This window comes from Mesobacillus sp. MER 48 (assembly GCF_023714225.1).
Lineage (GTDB): Bacteria > Bacillota > Bacilli > Bacillales > Cytobacillaceae > Mesobacillus > Mesobacillus oceanisediminis_A.
On record NZ_JAMAUR010000001.1, the window covers coordinates 1,038,066 to 1,063,885 of the forward strand.

The window sequence follows — 25,820 nt, forward strand, 5'->3', positions numbered from 1 at the left end:
GAAGATGAGGGAAGTGGATGATTTCCGCTTCCCTTCTTCAAATTATCTTGATTCTTTTGCTTTGCTCTTGAATAGATCGATATGATCCAACGCCTTGCCTGTTCCGGCAGCGACACAATCCAGAGGATCCTCAGCAATCAATACTGGCATTTTTGTTTCTTCACTGATGACTTTATCCAGGTTACGGAGCAATGCGCCTCCGCCTGTCAGGACAATTCCGCGGTCCATGATATCGGAAGCAAGTTCCGGCGGTGTTTTTTCAAGTGTCAGCTTAACAGCATCGACAATCGCGTATACTGTATCGTGAAGTGCTTTAGCAATTTCTTCTGCAGTGATTTCAATTGTTTTCGGCAAACCGGTCAACAAATCACGGCCGCGGATTTCCATGTTTTCGATTCCTTCGGCGTCACCTGCTGAACCTACTTCCATCTTAATCGTTTCTGCCGTTCTCTCACCAATCATAAGGTTATACGTTTTACGGATATAGTTGATGATTGCGTCGTCCATCTCATCACCGGCAATGCGGACAGACTGGGATGTAACAATTCCGCCGAGGGAAATAATCGCGACTTCTGTTGTTCCACCCCCGATATCAACCACCATGCTTCCTGTCGGTTCCCAAACTGGAAGGTTGGCACCGATGGCCGCTGCAAACGGTTCCTCAATCGTGAACGCATCCCTTGCGCCAGCCTGTCGAGTTGCGTCGATTACCGCGCGCTCTTCAACCGCAGTGATTCCTGATGGAACACAGACCATTACATAAGGCTTGCCGGCAAACCAACCTTTGTTTTTCGTAGCCTGCTTGATATAATACTTCATCATTGTCGCTGTTGTTTCATAATCCGCGATGACGCCGTCCTTCATCGGCCTTAATGCTACGACGTTACCAGGCGTACGTCCGATCATGTTCTTAGCGTCATTTCCCACTGCGACGATGTTTTTTGTATCTGTCTGCAGGGCCACAACGGATGGCTCTCTTAAAACAATCCCTTTTCCTTTAACAAAAACAAGCGTATTCGCAGTACCGAGATCGATTCCCAGGTCTCTTGTTCCAATCCCAAACATATTTGTATCTCCCTTTCTTAACAAAAAAATGCAATAAAAGAACAGGCAATCTATAACAAAATTAGTTGAATGTTCATAGGCGGATTTTCCGACGAGTTTTTAAGCTCGTCCGCAAAAATCATAAATTATATTATATCGTAACGTCAATCAAAATCCTAGTATCATACATACCCTTTTTCCTTCAAACTAACATATTTATTTTCCCCAATTATCAAATGGTCTAGCAATTCAATTCCGACTATTTTCCCCGACTCACTAAGCCGCTTGGTGACTTCGATATCCTCCCTGCTCGGGGTCGGGTCGCCGGATGGATGATTGTGGACGCAAATGACTGAAGCCGCCGACCTGCGGACTGCCTCCTTGAACACTTCTCTCGGATGGACAATCGAAGCGTTAAGACTGCCGATGAATATTGTCTGTCTGTGTATCACCTGATTTTTCGTATTCAAATACAGGCAGACGAAATGCTCTTGGGTCAAAAAGCGCATATCATTCATGAGGTATTTTGCACCGTCCTCCGGGGAGCGGATGACATAGCGTTCATCAAGGGTATGATTGGCGATACGCCTGCCGATTTCAACGGCAGCGAGAACATGGATCGCTTTTGCCTGGCCGATCCCTTTAATCTGGGTCAGTTCTTCGAGGGTCGCGTCCTTTAACAGGCGCAGCCCCTCAAACTGGGAAAGCATCCGGTTCGCAAGCTGGAGGACCGATTCATCCCGCGATCCCGTGCCTAATAACAGGGCAAGTAATTCATGGTTGGAAAGGCTCTGGGGGCCATTCTGGACAAAGCGCTCCCTCGGCCGCTCATTTTGCGGATAATCTCTGATCATTAATGAATGTGTAGACAATACATTTTCCTCCCGGTCATGATTATGACGAGGGAAGTGTAGAAGAAGTTTCTGTGGTTTTCTTTTAATAAGGAAGGTTGTAACCGATTTTTCTTAACTCCCTGATCAATCTTGATACAGGCAGTCCAACAACTGTGTAGTAATCTCCACTGATTTCCCTGACAAGCATGCTGCCGAATCCCTGGATTCCATAGCCGCCCGCCTTATCGAATGGTTCACCGCTCTTTATATAGGTGTCGATTTCTTCATCTGACAGATCCCAGAATGTCACATCTGTTTTTTCATAAAAACGCGTTTCCTTCTCAGGGGAGATGATTGATACTCCGGTGTAGACTGAATGAGTATTCCCAGACAGCGTTTTGAGCATCTTTGAAGCTTCTTGTCCGCTTTCAGGTTTTCCAAGAATCATTCCATCATGGACCACAACAGTGTCTGAGCCAATCACAAAACAATCCGGAAAATGTTGAGCTACTGTCCCTGACTTCCTTGAAGCAAGCTCCATCACTGCTTCAGATGGGCTTAGGGTCTCACTGAAACTTTCATCTGCATCACTGCTCGAGATTTCGAATTCCAAGCGGAGGTTTTCAAGAAGTTCTTTTCGCCGTGGAGAAGAAGAGGCTAAAATGAGGCGTTGCATAAAATCACCTTTCTTTTCTTATTGCGTCAAAGGGAGACACAAGCTAATACTATCAGAGTTCACCATTTGCGACAATAATTAGCCAAGTAATTGGCAAAAAAAATCAGAGCCTGCCGCAAAATGGCGAAGGCTCTGTTAATTTGTACAATTTCCCGGAAAATATTCTTTTGGGGCTTCGTTACTACTATGGCTTATTTTCCAATGGCCTGATAGGCAGATAGGAATGAGAGTAGGCTTTTCTCCATTTCCTCAAGCTGGTTGGCGTCCTTCGACTTCTGGTAGCTGGCGAAAGAAGCACTTGCCTTCTCCATACTGGCCTTCGCTTTTAAGATATTTTGATCCTTTATATTTTTGTCCGCAATTTTTCCGAGGAGTGCGTTAAAATCTTCTGCCTTTTTCACTTCCTCTGGTGAAGCTTGTGATCCGCTCACCATGATTGAATACAGTTCCGGAGCTTGTTGGAGGAACTTTGCCTCATTTGCGTTCAAACCGGCGGCTGTTCCTCCCGGAATTTCGAATGGCTTCGCAAAAACCTCCACACCTTTGGCTTTGAGGGCCTCAGCCTGTTGTTTCGCCGCCTCGATGCTGCCGGCTGTTCCTAAATAGACAGCGAATTGGCCATTTACAGAAAACTGCTCAGCCGTGACTCCTTTATCTGCAAGCAGCTTCACTCGTTCCTTCGCACCATCCTCGGTCGTGAAAATTCCGTTCTGGACGATGAACACTGGAATTGGTTTTAGTTTTAGCTCTTCCCCGCCGCTCGCCGGATTTTTCGCTGGAGAGCCTTCTTTCGGGGCACTCACAGTCGGTAGTGCAGTCGTGTCTTGTTCAGATGCGACAAACTTAAGGAAAGTAATCCCAAACGCCGTTCCCAGCAACACCGCCAAAAAGACCGTCACAAAAATTGTCGTGTAAAACCGGTTGCTACGTTTTGTTTTTGTGTTCCAAACCGATATCCCCAGACTTTTCTTTTTCTTCTTCTGCTGCTTTGGCGCGATTTTATATTCTTTGACAATCTCCTGTTCGACGGGATCAGGTAAAATCCAGTCAAAGTCTTCCTCAGTCTTTTCCTGGGCAGCCGCAGTTTCATTTAACGCTGCTTCATTATCCAGTGGATATACCTTGCCCCGATCATCACGAAGATCATTAATCGGGAACTTGCCGCTATTTTCTTTTTCAATTTTACTATTTTCAACCTTATCTTCTTTCTGCTTCTTTTTTTCGATGCCGTTTTGGTGATCCTGCCTGTCTTCCTGAACCGGACGGTTCTTGCCATTAATCTTGATTGTAATCGTTTTGCCATGCTTGTCCAAAGCTTGTACCTCCCCCTGCCCGTTCCTGTTTTGCTTCATCCTATCACACAGACAAAAAAAAATAACAAGACTTTTGTCGTCTTGTTATAGAATGCTTTCGTCAATTTTTTTACTAGATTAGTTGCCATCCATTTCACTAGTTTCATCAATAGACTTTTCTGACTCTATAAGATTATCTTCTGAATAATCTCCGAAAGTCGGGAACGGATTGCGCTTGTTGGCCGGGGCTGGGGTTTCGATCTTAGTGCTTTCAGCCTTTAAGTCATCAACACCTGACAGATAGAACGTGTTTATTGTAACGGTCATCGTAATTTTACTATTTTTATCCGAAAGAGAAGTAATTTCCTCAGGACCGCTGAATGACATGGCTTCAATCATAACAATTCGCTGTAAGTCCTCCATAGTGGCCAGGAATTTTTCGAGGGAAAAATAGCCGTGGGACTCAACTGTAACCGTCACAGAGGATTTAGAAACCCCTTTAGGAAGATTTACCTGCGGCGCATTGTTTGCAGAAATGGTTTCCACCCCCTGGTTTTGGCCATTGGCAGTTTCCTCCTCTGAACTTTGCTTCCCGCTGTTACTAGCCTGTTCGTGACTGGCGATTTCTCCGTCATGATTGAATTCCATCGAAGTGATATAACTATCAGATATGACCTCCGCCTTCTCAAGGTCTAACACGAGCTGTTCGGTCATCGGGTCGACGGGGAGCTTTTTCTGAAGTTCAACAGTACTATTAAAATCACTCCCACTAGCTGTGGATATACGGCTCTCCAATGTCTTGCTCAGCTTTTGCTCTGTTTTAAGCTGGCTTTCTTTTAATGCGATGCTGCCTTTCAAAGGAGATATGTAAAGAACAAAACCACCTAAATAGATCAATATTGCCAACAATCCTATAGCAAGCATTGTCATGATATGTTTCTTTTCAAGTTGGAGGTTCATGTGCCACTTCCTTCTTTAGAAGCAATTCCCTTGTGCCCTTTGAATTGTTCAGGCTTGAAAAAGATTTCGTATTCCGCACTATAGCGCGGAAGGGTTTCCTCTTCTCTCGCTTGAGAAGAAGAAAGTGTTGCTCCTGCGGTACTTGTTACTTGGTCATCAGTTTCTGCCACAATATTCAAAAGTATCACTTTCTCAACCCACTCCGAGTCTTTTAATGAACTCAAATAAAATGCCGCATCTCTTGAGGCATCAAACTGAATCTTAATCACTACAGAGTTTGCATTACCGTATTCAAGTTCCTGGATAAATCCTCGCTCCGGCAAAAGTCCGATGACCCTCTGCAGAAGCGGAACCGTTTCAACTGGGTATTGTTCTGCCCACTCCACCGCTTGCTGAAGCATCGCAGCAGAACTGCCTGTATCTCCATCAGCTAATTTTGCCTGTTGGACTTCATTCAGCTTTTGAACATTCACAATCTGTTGATCAAGAGAAGCCATCCTGTCCTCGTAGCTGCTTCCCTGAAAAAAAATAACCGAGGCACTTACCGATACTAAAAGAATTCCTGCCAGTGCCATAAAGAGTACGGAGGATTTCTTATGTTCTTTTTTAGGTAAAAGATTAATCTCTACAAGCATCATTGCACCTCTTTTAATCCAAGGCCCAGCGCCAGATGAAAAGAATCAGGGAAGATACCCTGCTCACTTCCAGGTAAATTGATACTCAAGGTATCCACATGGACTTCAAATTGTTCCTTCATGTCTGCAATTACACGTTCAAGCATTGGATGGTCCCCAGTTACCAGGATTTTTGTTACTTCTTTTTTACCCTGGGTAAGTGAATAACGGTAAAAATCCATCAACTTTATGATATCGCGGTAAATATCCTCAAGCTGAAAGGATAGCTCGGAAATTTCTCCTTCATACACCATTGTCTGTTCAGAAACTTCACCTTTACTCAACTTGACCTTCCAGTTATCTTTCAAGTCACCAGGGATATGACGCATAAAAACAGGGATATGTTCCTCAAATACACACATGCTGATAACATCAAGGTCAAACCGGACCGACAGCAGGACATCATGTTTGCGGAATAAATCAGATTGGTGATATAGCCTGTATATCGCCAGCGGGGAGATATCGGCAGCAATCGGTTTAAGTCTGGCAGCTTTGAACAAATCTGCGTATTCAGTCACATATTTTTCAGGAGAAGCAAAAACTAGAACTTCTTGTTGTTTGCCCTCAGAGCCAAGGGTTACAATATCGAACACCGGATCCTCAAAAGGCAGGTGGATTGAAGTCCCTAACTCCAAATATAAGTAACCATGGATTTCATCCTCTTTCACATCAGAGGGAATAGAAACCTTTCTGATCATCACCAGGGAATCGGGTACTATGAACCGAACTTCCCTTTTAGCAATCTTCCAATCTTCAATGCATTCGTCAAGGATATTCTCCAATGTATCAAAATCTTGAATCTTTCCGTCCGAAATGACACCCGGAGGCAAAAAGCGCTGTCCATAATGAAGCGGAATGGCTGGATTCTTCTGTTTTAATTCAACATAACGAATAGCATGGTCATTGATGACAATATTGACAACTTTGCTTCTGCCAGAAAAAAAAGGAAATGCCATTTCAAAAAACTCCTTATTAAAAAACTGTAAGCAATAGATTCAGATACCAATCTATTATTTTCTCTCCGAAAAAATATGCAGTCAGCGTGCCAATGCCGATGAATGGCCCGAATGGAATGGGCTGCTTCTTCTTTACCAGACCAAATAGCAGGCCGATGATTCCGAAAAAAGCCCCAAAGAAGGTGGAAAAAAAGAAGGAGAGCAGCATCGATTTAAAACCAACAGCGAAACCAATCAACGCAAAAAGCTTGATATCACCGCCGCCCATGCCACCCTTACTTGCGAAAGCGATTAATAGGAGGAGAATGAATCCAGCAGCTGCACCGATAAGAGAAGCCCACCAAGGCATAAGAGGCTGATAGATTCGCTCGAGAGCAAAAATCCCTGCGAACACCAGCAGCACCCTATCAGGGATGATCATATAAGCCAGATCAGAGACCGTAATAATAATAAACAAAGAGATGAGCGTAAGAGCGATCAAAAGCTCATAGTTCCAGCCCTTTAACAGAAATGCTCCGGCAAAAAGCAAGCCCGTCAAAAGCTCGAAGAAAGGATAAACGGGAGAAATGCCGACCTTGCACTGGCGGCACTTCCCCCTTTGGAATAGATATGATAGAACAGGAATTAACTCAAGTGCCATCAACTGGTGCCCGCATTTCGGACAGGAAGAGCGCGGTGCTACGATGGATTTGCCTTCCGGCACTCGCAGTCCTACAACGTTGTAGAAGGAGCCTAGAAGGAGGCCGTAACTAAATAAGAAAATATACATATTATTATAAAGAAACGTTTGTTCTTTCAAGTTCGCTTGCGTCTACATCATCAGTAATGTGGTTTATTAAACTAGCATCAGAACCACTTTTTAAAGTTACTCTATATTTATATCCTCCAGTAACCTTGGTAATGGTTACAAGACTCGCATCGTCATTGTAATTTACACTTTTATTACTAGGGTTTTTAATATTCTCAATGTAGCCACCGGTTTTCAAGTCTCCTAAATCAATATTCACTGATCCACTACTTGGGACAGTAATAGTGCCATTAGTTACTGCCAACCTAGCAGCATTTGCCATTTGTTTAGCATTAGCGATGTGAGCATCTTTTTTAGAATTTTCTATAATACTACCTACACTCGGCACAGCAATCGCAGCAATAATCCCCAAAATAACAATAACCGCCAAAAGTTCGACAAGTGTCAAACCTCTTTGATCTTTCATTTTTTTCTTAATCGCTTTTAACATTCGAACCTCTCCTTTTTAGTTTTATTTTCCCGGTACAAAAGAACTATGTATCTACCAGTATTATAATTGATTGACTTTTAAATTAATATATAAATTAGGTTGTTTTTTGTCTTTATTTGCCAATTCCTAGTTCACATGATTGAATATGTCGAACATTGGGACCATGATGGAGGTGACAATCGTTCCGACGAGTCCAGCGAGTAAGACAATCATGATCGGCTCGATTAGTGACTTTAGCTGGTCGGTGCTTGTCTCTACTTCCTTTTCATAGAAATCTGCGACTTTTCCGAGCATGCCGTCAAGTGAACCGGTTTCTTCTCCGATTGCAATCATCTGGGTGACGAGTGGCGGAAAAGCCCAGTGCCTGCGCATTGGTCCAGTCATGGATTCTCCGACTTCCATAGCGTCACGGGAATCGCGTACGACACGGGCAATCACTTCATTCTCGACGACATTTTCTACAATGGACAACGCTTGCAGGATCGGTACTGAGCTTGTGAACAATGAACTTAGTGTACGGGTCATCCTTGCAAGCACTGCTTTTTGCATCAGCTTCCCAAAAATCGGCATTCTTAACATGGCGTAATCAAGGTAATATTTACTTTTCTTATTTTTCTTCGCTAAAACTAGTGAAACAGTACACCCAATAAAAAACAGAAGGAGCAACCACCAAAAACTTTGCATGAACTCACTTGCCTTAAGTACGAACATTGTGATAGCTGGAAGTTCCCCGCCAAAATCTTCAAACATCCCTACAAATGTTGGGACTACTGAAACAAGCAGGAAGATTACGACGCCAACAGCGATCAGGCCGATCACTGCAGGATATGTCAATGCGGCTACAATCTTCTGCCTGATGCTATGCTGTTTTTCATAATGATCGGCAAGACGTTCAAGTGTCTCATCCATATTGCCGCCGGCCTCACCAGCTTTGATCATATTTATATACATAGGAGAGAAAATTTTGCTATGTCTGCTAGAAGCCTGGGATAACTGGTTTCCTTCTCTTAACTCTGCTTCAATATCTAACAGTGCTTTCCTTAATGCTTTGCTGTCTGTCTGGTGGGCAAGAATCTTCGTCGATTCGACAACCGATACTCCTGCTTTAAGCAAAGTGGCGAACTGGCGCAAAAAAATGACTAGATGCTGGAGTTTGACAGGATTACCAAATGAAATTTCCTTAGTCAGCAGTGTCTCGGGAACCTCGATGATATCTGTAGTGCGGATTCCTTCTGCCCGCAACTTCTCGAGCGCTTCTCTTTTGGAGCCAGCAGTAATGGTCCCTGAGCGTTTTTTTGTCCGGTCACGTCCGGAATATTTAAATCTCGCCATTCTTACACCAACTTCTCCAGTAAGTATGGTTCAGCTGATTCCCTCGAGATAATCCCCTGCATGACCAGTTCCTTAATGCTCATCTCAAGCGTGTGCATGCCAAATGCTTTTGATGTTTGCATAATGCTGATGATTTGGTGGATTTTTTCATTCCGGATCAAATTGGCCACTGCCGCATTATTGATCAGGATTTCAGTTGCTCCGCGGCGGCTTCTTTTATCAACCGTCGGAAACAATCGCTGTGAAACAACAGCAACCAGGACTGAAGCCAGCTGGATCCGGATTTGCGCTTGCTGGGCGGATGGAAACACATCGATAATCCGGTTGATGGTTGCCGGCGCACTTGATGTATGCAATGTACCCAGCACGAGATGGCCTGTTTCAGCCGCAGTAATAGCCGTCTGGATTGTATCAAGGTCACGCATTTCCCCTACCAGGATTACGTCAGGATCCTGTCTGAGCGCGGCACGCAATCCGTTGGCAAAGTTATTCGTATCGAAGCCCACTTCACGCTGGTCTATGATGCTGTTCCCATGCTTATGCAAATACTCAATTGGGTCCTCTAGTGTGACTATGTGCTTCGACATATTTTTATTTATGTACTGTATCATTGCTGCCAGTGTTGTTGACTTCCCGCTTCCTGTTGGCCCGGTAACGAGTACAAGCCCCTGTGGCTTCTCGGCAATCTTCTTCAAGACCGAGGGGAGTTCCAGTTCCTCAAGAGTAGGAATTGTGGTTGGGACAACACGTGCTGCGAGGGAGACACATCCCCTCTGGTGATAAGCATTGACCCTGAATCTCGATATGCCAGGTATGCCGTAGGAGAAATCCAGTTCCCCCTTGGACTTGAAGTCGTCCCATAGTTTTGCAGGAATGATTGCTTTTGCCATTCCCTCTGTATCTTCAGGCAAAATCGCCTCTGTGCCAAATCTTTGTAATTCACCGTTGATTCTCAATATGGGTGGCACACCGACTGTAATGTGGATGTCAGAGGCCTTACGTTCAAATCCGGTACTCAGCAAATGTTCGATTTTTTCTTTCATTTTCGATCCCCGCTTACTCTGTAATTGCCACCCTTAATACTTCCTCAGTAGTCGTAAGACCTTGCTTTACCTTCAGCAAGCCATCGTCAATAAGAAAGATGGTCTCGTTTTTAACGGCAATTTCACGAAGAACGGTGACAGGCTCCTCATTCATGATAGCTTTACGAAGTTCTTCATTAATGTCCAATACCTCATGGATGGCAATCCGGCCGCGATATCCTGTCATATTACAGGAAGAGCAGCCACTGCCTTTCCAGACGGTATCGATTTGAATTCCTCTTTTTGCGAAAATATCGATTTCCCGCTTTGTTGGCTCTTGTGCTTTGGCGCAATCCCGACAGACCTTTCTGACAAGTCTCTGGGCGACTACTCCACTTAAAGATGATGCAACCAGGAAAGGCTCTACACCCATATCAAGCATTCGTGTCACTGAACTTAGTGCATCATTCGTATGGAGCGTACTTAAAACAAGATGCCCTGTCAGGGATGCTCTAACAGATACCTCAACGGTTTCCTTGTCCCGTATTTCCCCAACCATGATGATGTCAGGATCCTGCCGGAGAATGGATCTTAACCCTGCTGCAAATGTCATTCCAACATTCTGGTTCACCTGGATCTGGTTTATGCCTTCAAGCTGGTATTCTACCGGGTCTTCAATCGTGATGATATTGACTTCCTCGCTGTTTAGCTTGTTAAGAGCTGCATATAATGTCGATGATTTTCCTGATCCTGTTGGACCCGTAATTAATACGATTCCATTTGGCTTAGTAATCATCTTCAAGAACCGATCAACGTTCTGCTTGTTGAATCCAAGCTTTTCTATATCATTCAATGTGCTTCCCATATCAAGGATTCGCATGACAACCTTTTCACCAAATACAGTCGGCATTGTCGAAACCCTCAAATCAACAGGATGGAAGTCAATATTCACCTTGATGCGCCCGTCCTGCGGAATGCGATTCTCTGTAATGTCCAGGTTCGCCATGATTTTAATCCTGGCAATCAGCACATTTTGCATATGCTTAGGCAATACTCTTTGAACTCTGAGTATTCCATCAACTCGATAACGGACGACTATTCTTGTTTCCTGAGGATCTATATGAATATCACTCGCTTTTAGAGTGGAAGCACCAGAAAGCAGCTGGTTGACCAGCCGGATGATCGGCGAATCTGCTTCAGTCAGCACTTCTTCCTTTATCGTTTCAACCGGAGCATTGAGCTCCATGAACTCTTCAAACCCTTCATTGCTATCGTAGTACTTATTGATTGCCCTGAGGATATCGTCCTTTGTTGCAATAGCAGTTTCGACTTGAAAGCCTGTCGAAAGCCGGAGATCGTCTACTGTAAAAAAGTCCATTGGATCTGCCATCGCGACAAATAATTTATCGCCTTCTTTTTTCAGCGGAATGACCAATTTCCTTGTCGCCAATTCTTTTGGCACGAGGGTAAACAATTTGGTATCAAACGGATAGCGATATAAGCTGATATGCGGGATGCCTAGCTGGAATTCCAGTACTTCAATCAGCTGCTGTTCGGTGATAAGGCCCTGTTGGAGCAATGCATCACCAAGCTTCTGGCCATCAGCTTTTTCAGCAAGGGCTGCCTGCAGCTGTTCAGCTGTAAGCATCCCTGTTTCGACTAATAAATCACCAAGCCGCTTACGTGTTTGTCTCATCTTCTTTCGCTCCCGGTCCTACTGATTATTTTGGCTCCTCATTCGGCTTTCCCCAGAGACTGCTATCGTCTTCCACTTCGGCGCTTGTATCCTGTCCTGGAGAGTCATTGCTGTGATCTTGAGTTGGTGCGGTGCTGTCCGCTCCTGCTGGAACACCGGGCAGAACAGTTGTAGTTGTTTTGTTTTCAGCCGGTCCTGCTACAGTGCCAATGCTGTTATTGTCTGGGCTAGCAGGCTGAACTGCAGGGGCCACCGGCAGTATTTCCACTCTGTGTTCAGGCCGGTAAAAATCTTCTGAAAGGAATTGGGACTCAAGGAGCTCTCCTTTTTGCCCGTACTTTTCACGGTTGACTGTAATCAGGTATCCTGCTTTACCTTTTTTCTCTACCGACTTTTGACCCGGCTGTAAAAGTGGGGAGTACTGTTTTATTGTTCTTGGTTTGAACTCCTGCTTCCCAGATGCTGTAACCTTATATTCATATAGTAGAGGAGCTCCTTTAATCATTACCTGCAATTCTTCATTAACAATAGTAAGCTCTATCCTGTAGGGTGTTTTGTTGGGGTTATAAAATTTCAAATCAAGGCTTTTCGCAAAATCAACCTTTGACTCGAAACCAAGCTCAATATTATCTGCCAATACAGAACTGATATGTCTCTCTGTAATTGTAAAATTTGTTGGCAATACCGCTTTATAGATCGCAGATGCAATTTGACTGTAAGCAAAAGAAGACTTTTCGATCAGCCCTTTTTCATACGCAGTTTTAACTAAAGAGACTGGAGATTCGGAAGCTATTTCTATTTTTTGAATCACTTCCACGAGTTCTTTAATTTCATTGCTCTCATCAGGAAGATCAATGGAAGTTTTTGATATCGTTACTGGCTCCTCTTCCGGAAGAAAGTTTTCCAGGCTGATCTCCAATGATGGTAAAAACCGTTGACCGGCTGCACGCAATTCATTCATAAGCATTTCTTTTTCTATATGCCTGACTATAGTTTCAGGCAGGGTCAACCTGCTTAGAATACCTTCGTTCATTTCTACATAAAGCTCATTTTGAGTTCCGCTTTTAGCGTCAGCAACCGATTCATCAACTAAGTAAATGAATTGTGATGGATCAACAGCAAAGGTATCACTTTTAAATACCAGACTGATTCTGGTCGCTGCTGCCCACTCGTTCACTTTCGCTTCAACCGCTGCCTTTGCCTGCTCATGTGTTTTATTAGATACGTCCACGGTGCCTATGTATGTTTTTTCAGAGAATGCCTGGTTACTGGATGCGCGGAATCCGAATGCGGGTATTCCATAATAGGCGAAACTAAATATAAACACAGAAAAAACAGAGAGGATTAGCGAAAATTTAATGATTTGCTGCTTTCTCATGTATTTTTTCTCCCCGCAGATTAATTTAATAGATTTAAAGAGTGTAATCTTATGTATTTCCGATTTTTGATTGAAGCAGGAGATCTCATACCTAAAGGGTTTATTGCCTTCAATTACCAGGTAGCTATCTCGGAAGCTTAATCATCCCTGGAATGACTATGAACCAAAATACCTATAAAAAAACATGCTATTATTTTCTTTTTTTCTATAAATCGCTGATTACAACAAATTTCATATGAATATTCTGCTTGGATTCTCAAAATTAGACAATTTTCACATAGTAATATTGTATAATAAAATTACTAGATTTAGAAGACGGAGGAAGAAAGTCTTGGTAAAAAAGTTGGATGACCAGCGTGGTTTGACGTTGCTAGAGGTCTTATTGTCAATCGTAATTCTTACAATAGTTCTTACTTCTTTTGCTGGCTTCTTCAGCCAATCAGCATTATTCGTCAAAAAAAATGAAGAGAAACTATCAACATCTCAGACTGCCCAGCAAATTGTAAATTTAATCGAAGTATATATATCTAAGAGTAGGTTGCAAACGGTAACTGATTGTGTTGATTTTGATTGTGTCTTAAATAAAGAAAGCTTGGAAGCACTTTCCGGCCAAGCTATCAATAGTGCATATACTATATCGGCAATTTTTAAGCCTGGTGAAGAAAATTTGATTAAAACCAAAGTAACAATCTTTGACAACGATGATCCTGAAAGTTCCTCTGAAACATATACGTATATAAGAAGGTGAGTACATGAATAACCAAAAGGGATTGTCATTGGTAGAACTTCTCGCTGCAATTACTGTGCTTTTCATCATATCAGGAGTAATATACGGAGTGTTTTTCAGTTTTAATAATAATTACGATCAAATCTCCGATAAAAATAGCATGGGTCAGACAGCCAATCTGATCCTGGCAACTATTAAGGAGTATCACCAGAAAAATGATTCCTATTGGATAAATTATGATGATTCAGACAAGAGAGCCTACATTGGCAAAGATTCTGCAGATACCCTGCTTGGCGAAACCAATTATGATCTTGAATTAAAGGCAGGCTATCCTGCACCAGCTTCCATAGATAATATAAAAGTAGACGCTCATCAACCACTTACAGTTCATCTAAACTTAACCGATAAAAAAGGGCAGACATATGAAGTTGAAACGACCGTAAAAAGATATTAGGGAGGTCTCGTTTTGAAAGTGGAAAATCAAAAAGGGTATGCACTTGTCCTTGTCCTGGTGATTATCACCATCACCTTTACCCTGGCTCTTTCATTGAGTGGAATGGCACTGTCTGCCCGCAAACAATTTAATAAGACAGACGAGACCAATAAGGCCACCGACATTGCAGAAATGGGTGTTGCCCACTATGAAGCATGGCTTGCAAATGCTGTTAGCCGGGCAAACATCTACGCGGAATCCCAGGCTGATACAGCAATTAAGAACAACAACGGGAACAAAAAACCTCACCCTCTGGGCAAAGTAAAAACGTGTAAGAAAAACACAATTCGATGTACTGTCGAATATGATGAATACTTCCTGAAAGATCTGAAACTCAGAATTGATGCACTCAACAATTCTCTTTTAAGAACCGTTGAAGGAGATAATGTATACGAGGTCAAGGATATTACTATTTCAGACATTAAGGCGGATGATACTATCGCAGTTAACTTTAAAAGTTATGGCAAAACTAAGACAGAAACTAAAGTTTTGGAAAGTATGATTACTATTGAAAAGAACGGCGAAAGTCTGGTTGGGGAAACTAAACCATTGCCAACCGATTATAAAATCGTGAATTCAACGGAAATCAACTTAAAAGGACAGGATAAGCATCTGACCTTTGACCAATCCACTTACTTTGAAAAGAAAATTGAAATACAAGGTAACCGTGCTATCAAAGTGAATGGTAATGCCTACTTTAAAGAAAAAGTTCTCTTCTCTGGTACAGCAGACATTTTAGTATTCGGAGATGCAATTTTCGCTGTCCCACCTGAATTTAATGGTAATGCTTATTTATTTTGCATTTACGGCAACATCTATAAAATTGACGAAAATAATAAACTCATTGAATACACAGATTTCCCTTCAGGCCAAAACAAATCCTGCCCAAGACCAAATGACGATCAATGGTACATCAACCCTGACGAAGGTATAGATGTAAAATACTAAAAGGCTGATCCCACGGGGATCAGCCTTCTTCATTTCACATATTCCGCAACCCGATTCCGTCCGGACCGCTTGGCTCCAACATATAAGGCCCTGTCTGCATGCCTGATCAATGCCAGTGAATCATCGGCGTCCTGTGGTGCTGTTGCCACGCCGATTGAGGCGGTGATATTGACATGCAGCTGCTTTCCTTCTTCATCCATTGATTGCAGGAGGATAAAAGCCTCATCGGCAATCAGCAGCCTGATTTGTTCTGCGAGTTTAAGTGCATCACCTTTCATCATGTCGGGCAGCAGGATGACGAACTCTTCCCCGCCGTAACGTGCAAGGGTTCCGATTTTGCCGATTTTTTTCCTGAGTCGTTCCCCTAGTTGTATTAAGATTTCGTTTCCGCTTTGATGACCGTATGTATCATTTACGGATTTGAAATGGTCGATGTCTAGGAGAATGAGGGATAAGAGTTCCCTTTGGCCTAATTGCAATTTTTCGAATTCGGTTGTAAGCCTATTTTCGAAGTAACGGTAATTATACAATCCAGTGAGCGCGCATCGCTCGCTGTTTTCCTTCGTTTTTTCGTGATGCCTTGCATTTTCCACGGCAATCGCGAAGTGGGAGCAGAGGATGTCGACAATCATCAATTGTGATTTTTCAAATGCTCTTTTTTTGTTTGCGGCGAGGACGAGTACACCGACAACCTGGTTGTTCCGGACAATGGGAACGCCAAGTATGCTTTCAGCTCCCGCTGGGACGTAGCCGGAATTTATGTGGCTCCATTCTTTTCTGGAATGGAAGAGCATAGGTTTTTTCCCTGCCCAGACGAGTCCGCTGATTCCTTTGCCTTTTTCAAGCGGTTCCGCAATCGGTTCCAGTACTTCCCCGAATTCAACCTTATGGATCAGTTTCAATTCCTTATCTTCCACTACATCCAATATGTAAGCATAGTCTACCGGCAGCATTTCAATCAGCTTTTTGACGAAAAGATCAAGCACTTCATCCGCCTTTAATCTTTCTGCCAGCTGATGTCCGATTTCCGCCGCATTCTGTAAAAATTGGTTCACCTTGCCGCTGGAGTAATAGAGACTGAGAATGATAGACAGGCTTGCGAACGGAATCCCTACGAACAATAACGAATAATGTCCCATTTCACTTAAATACAGCTCATATAGCACGAAGCCAATCGGGAATGTAATAAATGTTGTGACTGTTTCCCATATGAAGTCTTTCCCGAAATATTGACCCTTCTGTTTAAAGATTACCGCTTGCAAAAATAACAGGAATAGGGTGTTTACCCCGTAATTACTAATGCCATAAACAGTTCCGAGGACATAAGTGTATGGGTTCTTTGCCAGATCAACACCTTCACGACCACCAAGCGCATAAAACAGCAGGCCGCTCACCAATGATACAATAAAGAACATTAACGAGTTTAGTGGAAACCTGTATATATCTGATTTTTGTACACGCAGCCTCATTAGAAGGATCAAGACCGAAATTTGCATTAGCACCATTTCGATGAAAATTCCATAGTTCAGGAATACCGCGAGTGAAACCCATTGGATCAGGAAGATTGGCGTATTGTTGACGACCATCGGCATGGAAGCCACCACGGCCATCAGAACAAGAAAGGGAATGACTTCCCAGATGCTCACATTGGGAGGTGGATAGACTTGATAAATCACCCAGATTCCGACTGGAACGGCCATCAGCCATGCAAACCATATTGAGTTTTTGAACATAGGGGTTATTTTCATCTATCCACCTCCTTTCTCCCTGGGTAAAAAGTCTCACTTTTTAAATATTTTAGCAAACTTTTTGTCGAATGTCATAATTTTCTTATTTATTTTTCAGCAGGTTGATAATCCTGGGCTTTGCGTCTGAAAGAAAATACAGAGAGCCTGTCACGATTAAGATTTCATCGGTTTTTATCTCATTTATTTTCTCATGAAGGAAGTCAGGATAATCTGGAGCAATGCTAAGGTTCTTGCTGTTTCCAACCTCTATTAGCTCTTCAGCAGACGCTGCCCGCGGAAAATCGAATGTTGTGAATACCAGCGAGTCCGCTGCATCTTCCAGTGTTGCAATCATCTTGTCGAACTTCTTGTCTTTGAGAGCCGCGAATAAGATGGTAATCTTTTTATCGGCATAGCGAGATTTTATTTCACTGGCAAGGGCATTTATTCCTTCCTCATTATGCGCACCATCAATCAAGACATATGGTGCCTCACTAAGGATTTCGAGACGTCCCGGCCAGTAAGCTTTGGTGAGTCCCTCCCGGACATCATTTCCCTCAATAATGAAGGAGTAGTAGTTTGCAAGAACCTGGGCCGCCATGACAGCACATGCCGCATTGTCGACCTGATGAGAACCAATCATGGAAGTTTCCAGATTTTTAAACTGGCCGAACATGCTTGAGAAGGAAAATCGCTCGCCTTGCTGCAGAGATTCCCTGGAACTTGTTGAAAAATCTTTTTCCAGCACATACAGCGGTGATTTTCCTTCTTGCGCTTTTTTCTTGATCACTTCGAGCGCTTCCGGCTGTTTCACTCCCGTAATGACACTCACACCGTTCTTGATGATGCCCGCCTTTTCAAAAGCGATTTGTTCATATGTATCACCCAGTATCGCTGTATGGTCCAACCCGATGCTTGTGATAATCGACAACAGCGGATGGATGACATTCGTCGAATCAAAACGTCCGCCAAGCCCCACTTCATAAATGACAACGTCAACGGGAGACATTTTTGCAAAATAATAGATCGACATGGCGGTGATTACTTCAAATTCAGTCGGTCCGCCCAATTCCGTCTGGTCCAGTTCGTCTGCGAGCGGCTTGATCACATTCGTCAATTCAACCAGTTCATCATCACTGATAGGCTGCCCGTTGATGCTGATCCGCTCATTGAATTGTTCGAAATAGGGCGAGGTAAAGGTGCCGACACGGTAGCCTGCTATCTGCAGAATCGAACGAAGGAAGGTGACAGTAGAGCCTTTTCCGTTCGTACCGCCGACATGGATTGTCTTGATCCTTCTTTCAGGATGCTCCAGTCTCTCAAGCATCCATTCCATCCTTGATAGTCCTGGCTTCATGCCCAGACGCAGTCTTGCATGGATCCAATTTATCGCTTGCTCATATGTTTCAAACATGTAAAACACCTCAATTCATGATGAAGACGAACCAAAAATGGTTCGTCTTCAGTATTTCATTTATTAGCTTCTCAATTCATTGATGCGAGCTTCCACTGCCGCACGCTTTTCAACGTAGTCTTTTTCCTTCGCGCGCTCTTCTTCAATGACTTTCTCAGGAGCCTTTTTAACGAAGCCTTCGTTGGAAAGCTTCTTCTGGACACGTTCTACTTCTTTATCCAGCTTTTCTTTTTCCTTCTGAAGACGGGCGATTTCTTCATCGATATTGATCAGGCCTTCAAGCGGCATGATGATTTCGAGTCCTGTAGCGACCGCTGTCATCGCTTTTTCAGGAGCGTTGACTTCAAGCCCGATTTCCAGGTTCTCTGGATTACAGAAACGGACAATGTAACCACGGTTGTTTTCTAGCATGCTTAATGTTTTTTCATCCTTCACCTTCAGGAACATATCAACCTTTTTGCTGAGCGGCGTGTTCACCTCAGAGCGGATATTCCTTACAGAACGGATGACTTCAACGAGCAGCTTCATATCTTCTGCAGCCTGTTGGTCTGTAAGAGCTGCATCAACCTGTGGCCAGCTTGCAACCGTGATGGATTCACCTTCATGAGGCAGGTTCTGCCAGATTTCTTCTGTAATGAATGGCATGAATGGGTGAAGCAGGCGCATCGTGTTATCAAGTACATATGCAAGTATGGATCTTGTCGTCTTCTTGGCTGCTTCATCTTCGCCGTAAAGCGGCAGTTTCGCCATTTCAATATACCAGTCACAAAAATCATCCCAGATGAAGTTGTAAAGGGCACGGCCAACCTCGCCAAACTCATATCGGTCTGAAAGTCTTGTAACCGTCTCGATTGTTTCATTCAGCCTTGTCAAAATCCATTTGTCGGCAACAGATTTTTCACCGCTCAAATCGATTTCCTCATATTTCAGGCCGTTCATGTTCATCAACGCAAAACGAGATGCATTCCAGATTTTATTCGCGAAGTTCCATGTTGCCTCAACCTTTTCAGTGCTGTAACGAAGGTCCTGACCTGGAGAGCTTCCTGTTGTCAGGAAGTAGCGGAGTGAGTCGGCACCATACTGGTCGATGACATCCATTGGATCCACACCGTTTCCAAGTGACTTACTCATCTTCCGGCCATCTTCGGCACGAACGAGTCCGTGAATCAATACATCCTCGAATGGCCTCTGTTCCGTGAACTCTAGTCCCTGGAAAATCATCCTTGAAACCCAGAAGAAGATAATATCATAGCCTGTTACTAATGCAGCTGTCGGATAATAGCGCTTATAGTCAGCTGCTTCCTCGTTCGGCCAGCCCATAGTTGAGAAAGGCCATAGCGCAGAGCTGAACCATGTATCAAGAACATCGTTGTCCTGTTCCCAATTTTCAGGGTCTGCTGGCGGCTCGTGGTCAACGTATACTTCGCCTGTTTCTTTATGGTACCAGGCTGGAATGCGGTGGCCCCACCAGAGCTGACGGGAAATACACCAGTCGCGGATATTTTCCATCCAGCGCATATAGGTGTTTTCAAAGCGCTCAGGAACGAAGTTTACTTTGTCTTCCTTGCCTTGAAGTGCGATAGCTTCATCAGCAAGCGGCTGCATTTTAACGAACCATTGAGTCGATAGATATGGCTCGACTACAGCCCCGCTGCGCTCAGAATGTCCTACTGAATGCATATGTTCTTCAATTTTGAACAAAACGCCAGCATCCTGAAGGTCCTTGACGATTTGCTTGCGGCACTCGAAACGGTCCATGCCCTGATACTTGCCCGCTTTTGCGTTCATTGAGCCATCTTCGTTCATGACAAGGACTCTTTCAAGATTGTGGCGGTTGCCGATTTCAAAGTCATTAGGGTCATGTGCAGGCGTGATTTTTACAGCACCAGAACCGAATTCCATATCAACATAATCATCACCGACGATCGGAATCTCGCGTCCCACGATTGGCAGGATTACCGTCTTGCCGATCAGATGCTTGTAACGGTCATCTTCCGGATGGACAGCAACTGCCGTATCACCAAGCATTGTTTCCGGTCTTGTCGTAGCGATTTCAATATGGCCGCTGCCATCAGCCAGAGGGTATCTCATATGATAGAAAGCACCCTGGACGTCTTTGTGGATAACCTCAATATCCGATAAAGCTGTTTTAGCAGCCGGGTCCCAGTTGATGATGTATTCGCCGCGATAAATCAATCCTTTGCGGTATAAAGAAACGAATACTTCTTTAACAGCCTTTGATAGTCCTTCGTCCAATGTGAATCGCTCGCGGCTGTAATCAAGTCCAAGTCCAAGCTTTGACCATTGCTTGCGGATATGCTGAGCATATTCCTCTTTCCATTTCCATGCTTCTTCTAAAAACTTTTCGCGGCCAAGCTCGTAGCGGTTGATGCCCTGGCTGCGCAGCTTCTCGTCAACCTTTGCCTGGGTGGCAATCCCGGCATGGTCCATTCCTGGAAGCCAAAGAACATCATAGCCCTGCATACGCTTCATTCGCGTAAGGATATCCTGGAGAGCTGTGTCCCACGCATGGCCAAGGTGCAGCTTCCCGGTTACGTTTGGCGGCGGAATCACGATTGTATAAGGTTTCTTTGTTTCATCATCTTTTGCTTCAAAAAACTTCCCCTTGACCCACCATTCATAGCGTCCCTGCTCAATCGAAGAAGGATCATATTTGGTCGGCATCGACAAATTCTCTTCCATCATTTTTTCCTCCATTCAAATGCTTTTCTTTGGAAAAATAAAAAACTCCATTCGCCATAAAAGGACGAATGGAGTATGTTCGCGGTACCACCTTTTTTCCCAGCAACGGTAAAAAACAGAGATCAGCTGCTGGCTCAAATATGGATAACGGCTCTTCACCGTCGCCTGTTACTGAGAGTATCCCGTTCCCAGGCGATGCTCAAGGGCGACCTTCCATGGTTCCCGCTTAGAAGTCCTCCCAGCAATTGGACTTCCTCTCTTCAAGCTGGCTGCTCATGTACTCTTCCCTGTCAATGCTTTGCTTTATTTTTGGTTTTTGTATATTAGTTATACTACCTAAAAAAGATGATTGACGTCAATCATCATTTCCTATTTTTCATTATTTTATACTTCATGCCACATCCTGTGACAATAATCAGCACATTTTAGGCCCATGTCTCATAGAATAAAAAAGGGATATCTTACTTGCTTGGAGGGATGGTAATGAAAAGAAAGAGGTATAATCCGTATTCACTCCCCAGATGGGCGAGGACGGCGAGGGCGGTGTGCGCACAGCTGATCATTCCTTTTTGTGTATTTCAAGGAATACGAACCCTTTTCTTCCCGTCGACCTTCGATGTCTTTCTGTTAACGATTTTCATCCTGATCGCTTTGGCAATAAAATTCGAAATATTTTAGGGAGCCTTAGAGCCGCTTTCAGCTCTGGGCTCCCTCTTGTTTGGCCTGCTCCTTCTGCCTTTCGAGTTCGTCCATCTTGGTAACTACATAACCTGTATTGCTCAAAAGCCAATACTGGCGCTGAAGCTTTTGCACAAATTTCCTTTCATCCACTTCTTTCTTGCGTTGATGATAGGTTTCTGCGACACGGATAATGCCTGACGGAAAGGCAAGATAACTCATGAATAACTGCATTTCATCATCACGGAAGGGGAAATGCTTCAGGTATACATAAATCCAGTCTATGATTTCATCACCATACTTCGGCTGTGTTTTTAATGACCTGGCCAGAAACGGCAGCAAATCCTGAATTGGAGAACCTTTCCTTGCCTTTTCAAAGTTGATGAAATAACCGTATCCCCTTTCATCGAACAGAAAATGCTCAGGCGAGACTTTGCCATGAAGCGTCACAGTCCTCGTTTTCTTCTGATCTTTCGTTTTTTCACTCCACGCCTCAAGCTTTTGTCTGGCAAACTGCATCGCCTGCCGAATCTGGATGTAATACAGACAGAAAGTCAGTTCAAATGGGGACATATATACCCTGTTCTCACAGCTTTCAAGGAAACCATTGACAAACTCTTCTTCTTTTTCCCATTCCTTCAAAGTCTGTTCATAATGCTCCTGTTTAACTTCCTGGCTGATTTCCAGCTCCTTGGCTGACAGGGTATGCATTCTTGCCAGCTCCCTGAACAGCTGCTTATGCCTTTCAGATTGGTCCTCCCTTATGGCATTTGGCATCCAGGGCATTAAATAATACAGTGAATTATTATGCAAAATTCCATAGCGGCCGTCGTTTGCCGGATAGACGGGAACAATCCTGTTATAGCCTTTTTGATAAAGAGTCTGGATATGTTTGATAAAATCCGTCCCTTCATATGGATGGATTTTCTTCAATGCAAAGGGTCCTGATTTGGTATAGACCTTTTTTATTTTTCCAAAGTCTTCCGCAAAATACGGCTCGATTGGATAATGCTTCAACACTGCCGATTCTTCTTTTAAAAAATTGCGATCATCCATCGGAACACTCGCCTACTTTCTGGAACTCGTATGCATGAATAGAGTTGGGCAGGTGCTTGTAAACACCTGCCCATACTTAGTGCTGTCACAATCCCAGCCAGCAGCCAAGCCAGCCCTGACAACCAGCTTCCTTTTGGACAAGGCATTGCTCCATTTTAAAGATTATGATTGGTGAATAGCCACACCGGGAACATATAATACCTGGCCTTCATGTACTTCATGGTCGATGCTCAGATGGTTTACTCTCAAAAGCTGCTGTACCGGCACATCATAGCGTTCCGAAATCGATTGAAGCGAATCTCCCTGCTGGACGATGCACACTCTTATTTTGGCAACCTCCGAAACCTCTTCCTTCCGCGCTAAAAATTCGGCAATGGAAATCCCTTTTTTCATGTTCGGCTTTTTCTTTTTCAGTAAAGGAGAAGATGAGCTTTCAGGAGATTCTTCCACTTCAGCAGGCATACTTTCTGGTACGGCCTTTTCTTCAGCCTCCAGCTCGACCTCCACTTCTGCTTCCTCTTGCTCAACCTCGACCTCCGCAACCGGCTCTTGCTCGCCTCTAAAATCACTGAAAGCATACTCTGGCTCGGGCTCCCTTTGGGCCTGCAGTTCCGGTTGTGATGCCTCTTCCGCTGCAGCTGTTTTCTTCGCTTCAGCCCTGAACGGTGCATACAATTCTTCTTCATAGGAATCTTCTTCTTGATGATTCAAGGTTTCATTCTGCTGAACGAAGGAATACGCCGGAGGATCCGGGAAATCCTGTTCAACTGCTTCTCCTGAATAATCATTGTCTGTCTCTGCGGCTGTTCCCGCCAACTCTGCTGTAGCTTCTTCCCGGTAACTGATTTCCAGTTCCTGGGCTTCTTCGTTAACACCGTCCTGCTCTGCTTCATGCTGCTGATCCCCGTACAGACCGGTAATCGCCAGATCGGCATTCAGCTTCAGACGCTCCTTTTCCGGAAAAACATAGTCGAAAGCCTCTACCTGGATATCGATGTCATAGATGCTTTCAATCCGGTTTTTCGGAATGGTGATATCCACCGGAAACCGGTGAAGGAATTCATAAACTCCTTCATCCCTCTCCATGACAGAATGGACGTACTTTAGAGTCGATAGCTGATCCTCCCCATCTTCCTCATGCTGCTGTTCATAGCAAGTATATTCCCCTGTCAATTCCAGAGATCCGCGAATGGATACATATTGCTCATTTTCCTGGATCGTTATATTGGGATCGAGTGAAATCGAGACAAGCTCCGCGACTTCCTGTCCTCTTTGAAACCACACTGACTCCTCTAGTGAAAATCGCAGGCACGATTGATTCCCCTGAGACAAAGCGACTCCTCCTTTCATTCCTTAAACGTAAAATCACTATGTCATTAACACTTTATGAGTCTGTATTTACTTTTATGATAATTTAGAACATAAAAATGAGATGAAGTGGCCGTAGCAACACTGCTATCTCTAAAGAATATGGTCCAATTTATAACGCAGAATGCTATATTCCTAAAAAGTAATGATATATTCCTTAAAACCGATAATTTATTCCTTAAAAAATAAATATATTCCTTAGAAACCGATTATATTCCTTAAAAATAAAATATATTCCTAACCCCTCAATTTACTGCAAAATGAAAAAGACACCCTTCAATTGAAAGGTGTCTAATGAGCTTATTTATTCTGCAGCTTGGCAAATGCTTTTTCGGCTGCTTCGATTGTTTTTTGCAGGTCTTCGTCTGTGTGTGCTGTTGACAGGAACAGGCCTTCAAATTGTGATGGCGGCAGGAATACTCCTTCGTTTGCCATTTCACGGTAGTAGGCCGCGAAGAATTCCAGATTCGATGTCCTGGCAATTTCGTAGTTGATGACATTTTCGTTGGTGAAGAAAATGCCGATCATCGAGCCTGCGCGGTTGATGGTATGCGGAATTCCGTATTTTTCTGCCGCTGCTTTTAGTCCTGTTTCAAGAATATCGGCTTTGCGCTCAAATTCCTTGTAAGATTCTGGAGTCAACTGCTTTAAAGTCTCGAGTCCGGCTGTCATGGCCAGCGGGTTACCAGATAGTGTACCCGCCTGGTAAATCGGTCCGCTCGGGGCGATTTGCTCCATGATTTCCCGCTTTCCGCCGTAAGCTCCTACTGGAAGCCCTCCGCCGATTACCTTTCCAAGGCAGGTCAGGTCAGGCGTTACATTGAAGTATCCCTGAGCACAGTTATAGCCTACACGGAAGCCTGTCATGACCTCATCAAAGATCAATACTGTTCCGTACTGGCTAGTGATTTCGCGCAAGCCTTCAAGGAAGCCTCCCACTGGCGGCACGACACCCATATTTCCCGCTACTGGTTCTACGATGACGCCGGCGATGTCATCTCCGTACTGTTCGAATGCGTAACGAACGCTCTCAAGATCGTTATAAGGCACTGTAATCGTGTTTTTAGCAACACCCTCAGGAACACCTGGGCTGTCAGGCAAACCAAGTGTAGCAACCCCTGAGCCAGCTTTGATGAGCAGCGAGTCGCCATGGCCGTGGTAGCATCCTTCAAATTTCAGGATTTTGTTACGGCCTGTATATCCACGCGCAAGGCGCAATGCACTCATCGTTGCCTCAGTTCCCGATGATACCATCCGGACCATTTCGATCGATGGCACACGGTCAATGACAAGCTGTGCAAGCTCATTCTCGACAACAGTTGGTGCACCGAAGCTTGTACCAAGCTCAGCTACCTTCTTGATTCCTTCCACGACCCTATCATTTGTGTGGCCAAGGATCAGCGGTCCCCATGATAATACATAGTCAATATATTCATTGCCGTCAATATCATAGATTTTTGAACCCTTGCCTTTTTCCATGAAAATTGGATCCATATCGACAGATTTAAACGCGCGGACCGGGCTGTTCACCCCGCCTGGCAAAAGTTCCTTTGCTTCTTTGAAAGCTTCAATCGATTTATTATATGAGCGCATAATATCCCTCAT

At 44.0% G+C, this 25,820-nt stretch carries 24 protein-coding genes and 1 other annotated feature; of the genes, 5 read left to right on the plus strand and 19 right to left on the minus strand.

Going from position 1 to position 25,820, the window contains the following annotated elements:
• Positions 1-42: 42 nt before the first annotated feature.
• From M3593_RS05345 to M3593_RS05405, 13 genes are all read right to left on the minus strand, one after another.
• Positions 43-1,065 (minus strand): rod shape-determining protein, encoded by a 1,023-nt coding sequence (locus tag M3593_RS05345; RefSeq protein WP_144477717.1) that lies wholly within the window; start codon positions 1,063-1,065, stop codon positions 43-45.
• A gap of 161 nt (positions 1,066-1,226) precedes the next feature.
• Positions 1,227-1,898 carry a RadC family protein gene (gene radC / locus M3593_RS05350; protein WP_186326775.1) on the minus strand — a complete coding sequence of 224 codons (672 nt, stop codon included), beginning with the start codon at positions 1,896-1,898 and terminating at the stop codon, positions 1,227-1,229.
• Positions 1,899-1,980: 82 nt separating this feature from the next.
• Positions 1,981-2,553: a Maf family protein gene (locus M3593_RS05355; RefSeq protein ID WP_144477713.1), complete on the minus strand. Its 573-nt coding sequence runs from the start codon at positions 2,551-2,553 to the stop codon at positions 1,981-1,983.
• Between the two features lie 191 nt (positions 2,554-2,744).
• On the minus strand, positions 2,745-3,866 hold the full coding sequence (locus M3593_RS05360; protein ID WP_186326769.1) for an SPOR domain-containing protein: 1,122 nt from the start codon (positions 3,864-3,866) through the stop codon (positions 2,745-2,747).
• Between the two features lie 117 nt (positions 3,867-3,983).
• Entirely contained in the window at positions 3,984-4,805 is an 822-nt protein-coding gene (locus M3593_RS05365) for a hypothetical protein (RefSeq protein WP_144477709.1), read from the minus strand.
• Entirely contained in the window at positions 4,802-5,443 is a 642-nt protein-coding gene (locus tag M3593_RS05370; protein WP_144477707.1) for a PilN domain-containing protein, read from the minus strand. The genes M3593_RS05365 and M3593_RS05370 overlap by 4 nt, the downstream gene beginning before the upstream one ends.
• Complete coding sequence (gene pilM, locus M3593_RS05375; RefSeq protein WP_144477705.1) at positions 5,440-6,435, minus strand: type IV pilus biogenesis protein PilM; 996 nt, start codon at positions 6,433-6,435, stop codon at positions 5,440-5,442. Before pilM ends, M3593_RS05370 begins: the two co-directional genes overlap by 4 nt.
• Positions 6,436-6,451: 16 nt before the next feature.
• Complete coding sequence (locus tag M3593_RS05380; protein ID WP_144477810.1) at positions 6,452-7,204, minus strand: prepilin peptidase; 753 nt, start codon at positions 7,202-7,204, stop codon at positions 6,452-6,454.
• 4 nt (positions 7,205-7,208) lie between these two features.
• A complete protein-coding gene (locus tag M3593_RS05385) occupies positions 7,209-7,673 on the minus strand; it encodes a type II secretion system protein (protein WP_144477703.1) in 465 nt (154 codons plus the stop codon).
• A 126-nt stretch (positions 7,674-7,799) separates the two neighbouring features.
• Complete coding sequence (locus M3593_RS05390; RefSeq protein WP_251541009.1) at positions 7,800-9,005, minus strand: type II secretion system F family protein; 1,206 nt, start codon at positions 9,003-9,005, stop codon at positions 7,800-7,802.
• A 2-nt stretch (positions 9,006-9,007) separates the two neighbouring features.
• On the minus strand, positions 9,008-10,048 hold the full coding sequence (locus M3593_RS05395; RefSeq protein ID WP_144477699.1) for a type IV pilus twitching motility protein PilT: 1,041 nt from the start codon (positions 10,046-10,048) through the stop codon (positions 9,008-9,010).
• Between the two features lie 13 nt (positions 10,049-10,061).
• Positions 10,062-11,723 (minus strand): GspE/PulE family protein, encoded by a 1,662-nt coding sequence (locus M3593_RS05400; protein WP_251541010.1) that lies wholly within the window; start codon positions 11,721-11,723, stop codon positions 10,062-10,064.
• Positions 11,724-11,748: 25 nt separating this feature from the next.
• A complete protein-coding gene (locus M3593_RS05405; protein ID WP_251541012.1) occupies positions 11,749-13,101 on the minus strand; it encodes a VanW family protein in 1,353 nt (450 codons plus the stop codon).
• Positions 13,102-13,432: 331 nt separating this feature from the next.
• Here M3593_RS05405 and M3593_RS05410 point away from each other — a divergent pair, with 331 nt between their 5' ends.
• Genes M3593_RS05410 through M3593_RS05420 form a run of 3 tightly spaced genes read left to right on the plus strand, consistent with a single transcriptional unit; the run spans position 13,433 to position 15,269 of the window.
• The gene (locus tag M3593_RS05410) at positions 13,433-13,849 is read left to right on the plus strand and encodes a PulJ/GspJ family protein (protein WP_186326767.1); all 417 of its coding nucleotides are present in this window, start codon (positions 13,433-13,435) and stop codon (positions 13,847-13,849) included.
• Between the two features lie 4 nt (positions 13,850-13,853).
• On the plus strand, positions 13,854-14,282 hold the full coding sequence (locus M3593_RS05415) for a PilW family protein (RefSeq protein ID WP_144477691.1): 429 nt from the start codon (positions 13,854-13,856) through the stop codon (positions 14,280-14,282).
• Positions 14,283-14,294: 12 nt separating this feature from the next.
• The gene (locus M3593_RS05420) at positions 14,295-15,269 is read left to right on the plus strand and encodes a hypothetical protein (protein ID WP_144477689.1); all 975 of its coding nucleotides are present in this window, start codon (positions 14,295-14,297) and stop codon (positions 15,267-15,269) included.
• A 29-nt stretch (positions 15,270-15,298) separates the two neighbouring features.
• On the opposite strand, the gene M3593_RS05425 is transcribed toward M3593_RS05420, so the two are convergent.
• The 3 genes from M3593_RS05425 to M3593_RS05435 all read right to left on the minus strand — a co-directional run bounded on the left by M3593_RS05425 (position 15,299) and on the right by M3593_RS05435 (position 21,116).
• Positions 15,299-17,017, minus strand: coding sequence for a sensor domain-containing diguanylate cyclase (locus tag M3593_RS05425; protein ID WP_144477687.1), 1,719 nt, complete (start codon positions 17,015-17,017; stop codon positions 15,299-15,301).
• Between the two features lie 82 nt (positions 17,018-17,099).
• Entirely contained in the window at positions 17,100-18,410 is a 1,311-nt protein-coding gene (locus M3593_RS05430) for a bifunctional folylpolyglutamate synthase/dihydrofolate synthase (protein ID WP_144477685.1), read from the minus strand.
• A gap of 63 nt (positions 18,411-18,473) precedes the next feature.
• The gene (locus M3593_RS05435) at positions 18,474-21,116 is read right to left on the minus strand and encodes a valine--tRNA ligase (RefSeq protein ID WP_144477683.1); all 2,643 of its coding nucleotides are present in this window, start codon (positions 21,114-21,116) and stop codon (positions 18,474-18,476) included.
• Between the two features lie 54 nt (positions 21,117-21,170).
• Positions 21,171-21,416: a binding site (T-box leader), on the minus strand.
• Positions 21,417-21,596: 180 nt separating this feature from the next.
• On the opposite strand from M3593_RS05435, the gene M3593_RS05440 reads away from it, so the two are divergent.
• Positions 21,597-21,791 (plus strand): hypothetical protein, encoded by a 195-nt coding sequence (locus M3593_RS05440; RefSeq protein ID WP_144477681.1) that lies wholly within the window; start codon positions 21,597-21,599, stop codon positions 21,789-21,791.
• Positions 21,792-21,809: 18 nt separating this feature from the next.
• Here M3593_RS05440 and ysxE read toward each other — a convergent pair whose 3' ends face one another.
• On the minus strand, positions 21,810-22,847 hold the full coding sequence (gene ysxE, locus M3593_RS05445) for a spore coat protein YsxE (RefSeq protein ID WP_144477679.1): 1,038 nt from the start codon (positions 22,845-22,847) through the stop codon (positions 21,810-21,812).
• A 34-nt stretch (positions 22,848-22,881) separates the two neighbouring features.
• On the opposite strand from ysxE, the gene M3593_RS05450 reads away from it, so the two are divergent.
• Positions 22,882-23,022: a hypothetical protein gene (locus M3593_RS05450; RefSeq protein ID WP_186326766.1), complete on the plus strand. Its 141-nt coding sequence runs from the start codon at positions 22,882-22,884 to the stop codon at positions 23,020-23,022.
• On the opposite strand, the gene spoVID is transcribed toward M3593_RS05450, so the two are convergent.
• Together spoVID and hemL are read right to left on the minus strand one after the other, a co-directional pair.
• Entirely contained in the window at positions 23,010-24,179 is a 1,170-nt protein-coding gene (gene spoVID, locus M3593_RS05455) for a stage VI sporulation protein D (protein ID WP_251541015.1), read from the minus strand. The genes M3593_RS05450 and spoVID overlap by 13 nt on opposite strands.
• Before the next feature lie 336 nt (positions 24,180-24,515).
• Complete coding sequence (gene hemL / locus M3593_RS05460; protein ID WP_144477675.1) at positions 24,516-25,808, minus strand: glutamate-1-semialdehyde 2,1-aminomutase; 1,293 nt, start codon at positions 25,806-25,808, stop codon at positions 24,516-24,518.
• Positions 25,809-25,820: the final 12 nt, after the last annotated feature.

Coding starts and splice junctions, on each gene's coding strand:
- M3593_RS05415 (WP_144477691.1), top strand. CDS start 13,854: ATGAATAACCAAAAGGGATTGTCATTGGTAGAACTTCTCGCTGCAATT.
- M3593_RS05430 (WP_144477685.1), bottom strand. CDS start 18,410: ATGTTTGAAACATATGAGCAAGCGATAAATTGGATCCATGCAAGACTG.
- M3593_RS05370 (WP_144477707.1), bottom strand. CDS start 5,443: ATGATGCTTGTAGAGATTAATCTTTTACCTAAAAAAGAACATAAGAAA.
- M3593_RS05440 (WP_144477681.1), top strand. CDS start 21,597: ATGAAAAGAAAGAGGTATAATCCGTATTCACTCCCCAGATGGGCGAGG.
- pilM (WP_144477705.1), bottom strand. CDS start 6,435: ATGGCATTTCCTTTTTTTTCTGGCAGAAGCAAAGTTGTCAATATTGTC.
- M3593_RS05400 (WP_251541010.1), bottom strand. CDS start 11,723: ATGAGACAAACACGTAAGCGGCTTGGTGATTTATTAGTCGAAACAGGG.
- M3593_RS05365 (WP_144477709.1), bottom strand. CDS start 4,805: ATGAACCTCCAACTTGAAAAGAAACATATCATGACAATGCTTGCTATA.
- M3593_RS05425 (WP_144477687.1), bottom strand. CDS start 17,017: ATGAAAATAACCCCTATGTTCAAAAACTCAATATGGTTTGCATGGCTG.
- M3593_RS05395 (WP_144477699.1), bottom strand. CDS start 10,048: ATGAAAGAAAAAATCGAACATTTGCTGAGTACCGGATTTGAACGTAAG.
- radC (WP_186326775.1), bottom strand. CDS start 1,898: ATGATCAGAGATTATCCGCAAAATGAGCGGCCGAGGGAGCGCTTTGTC.
- M3593_RS05355 (WP_144477713.1), bottom strand. CDS start 2,553: ATGCAACGCCTCATTTTAGCCTCTTCTTCTCCACGGCGAAAAGAACTT.
- hemL (WP_144477675.1), bottom strand. CDS start 25,808: ATGCGCTCATATAATAAATCGATTGAAGCTTTCAAAGAAGCAAAGGAA.
- M3593_RS05405 (WP_251541012.1), bottom strand. CDS start 13,101: ATGAGAAAGCAGCAAATCATTAAATTTTCGCTAATCCTCTCTGTTTTT.
- ysxE (WP_144477679.1), bottom strand. CDS start 22,847: ATGGATGATCGCAATTTTTTAAAAGAAGAATCGGCAGTGTTGAAGCAT.
- M3593_RS05450 (WP_186326766.1), top strand. CDS start 22,882: ATGAATAGAGTTGGGCAGGTGCTTGTAAACACCTGCCCATACTTAGTG.
- M3593_RS05435 (WP_144477683.1), bottom strand. CDS start 21,116: ATGATGGAAGAGAATTTGTCGATGCCGACCAAATATGATCCTTCTTCG.
- M3593_RS05390 (WP_251541009.1), bottom strand. CDS start 9,005: ATGGCGAGATTTAAATATTCCGGACGTGACCGGACAAAAAAACGCTCA.
- M3593_RS05345 (WP_144477717.1), bottom strand. CDS start 1,065: ATGTTTGGGATTGGAACAAGAGACCTGGGAATCGATCTCGGTACTGCG.
- M3593_RS05380 (WP_144477810.1), bottom strand. CDS start 7,204: ATGTATATTTTCTTATTTAGTTACGGCCTCCTTCTAGGCTCCTTCTAC.
- M3593_RS05385 (WP_144477703.1), bottom strand. CDS start 7,673: ATGTTAAAAGCGATTAAGAAAAAAATGAAAGATCAAAGAGGTTTGACA.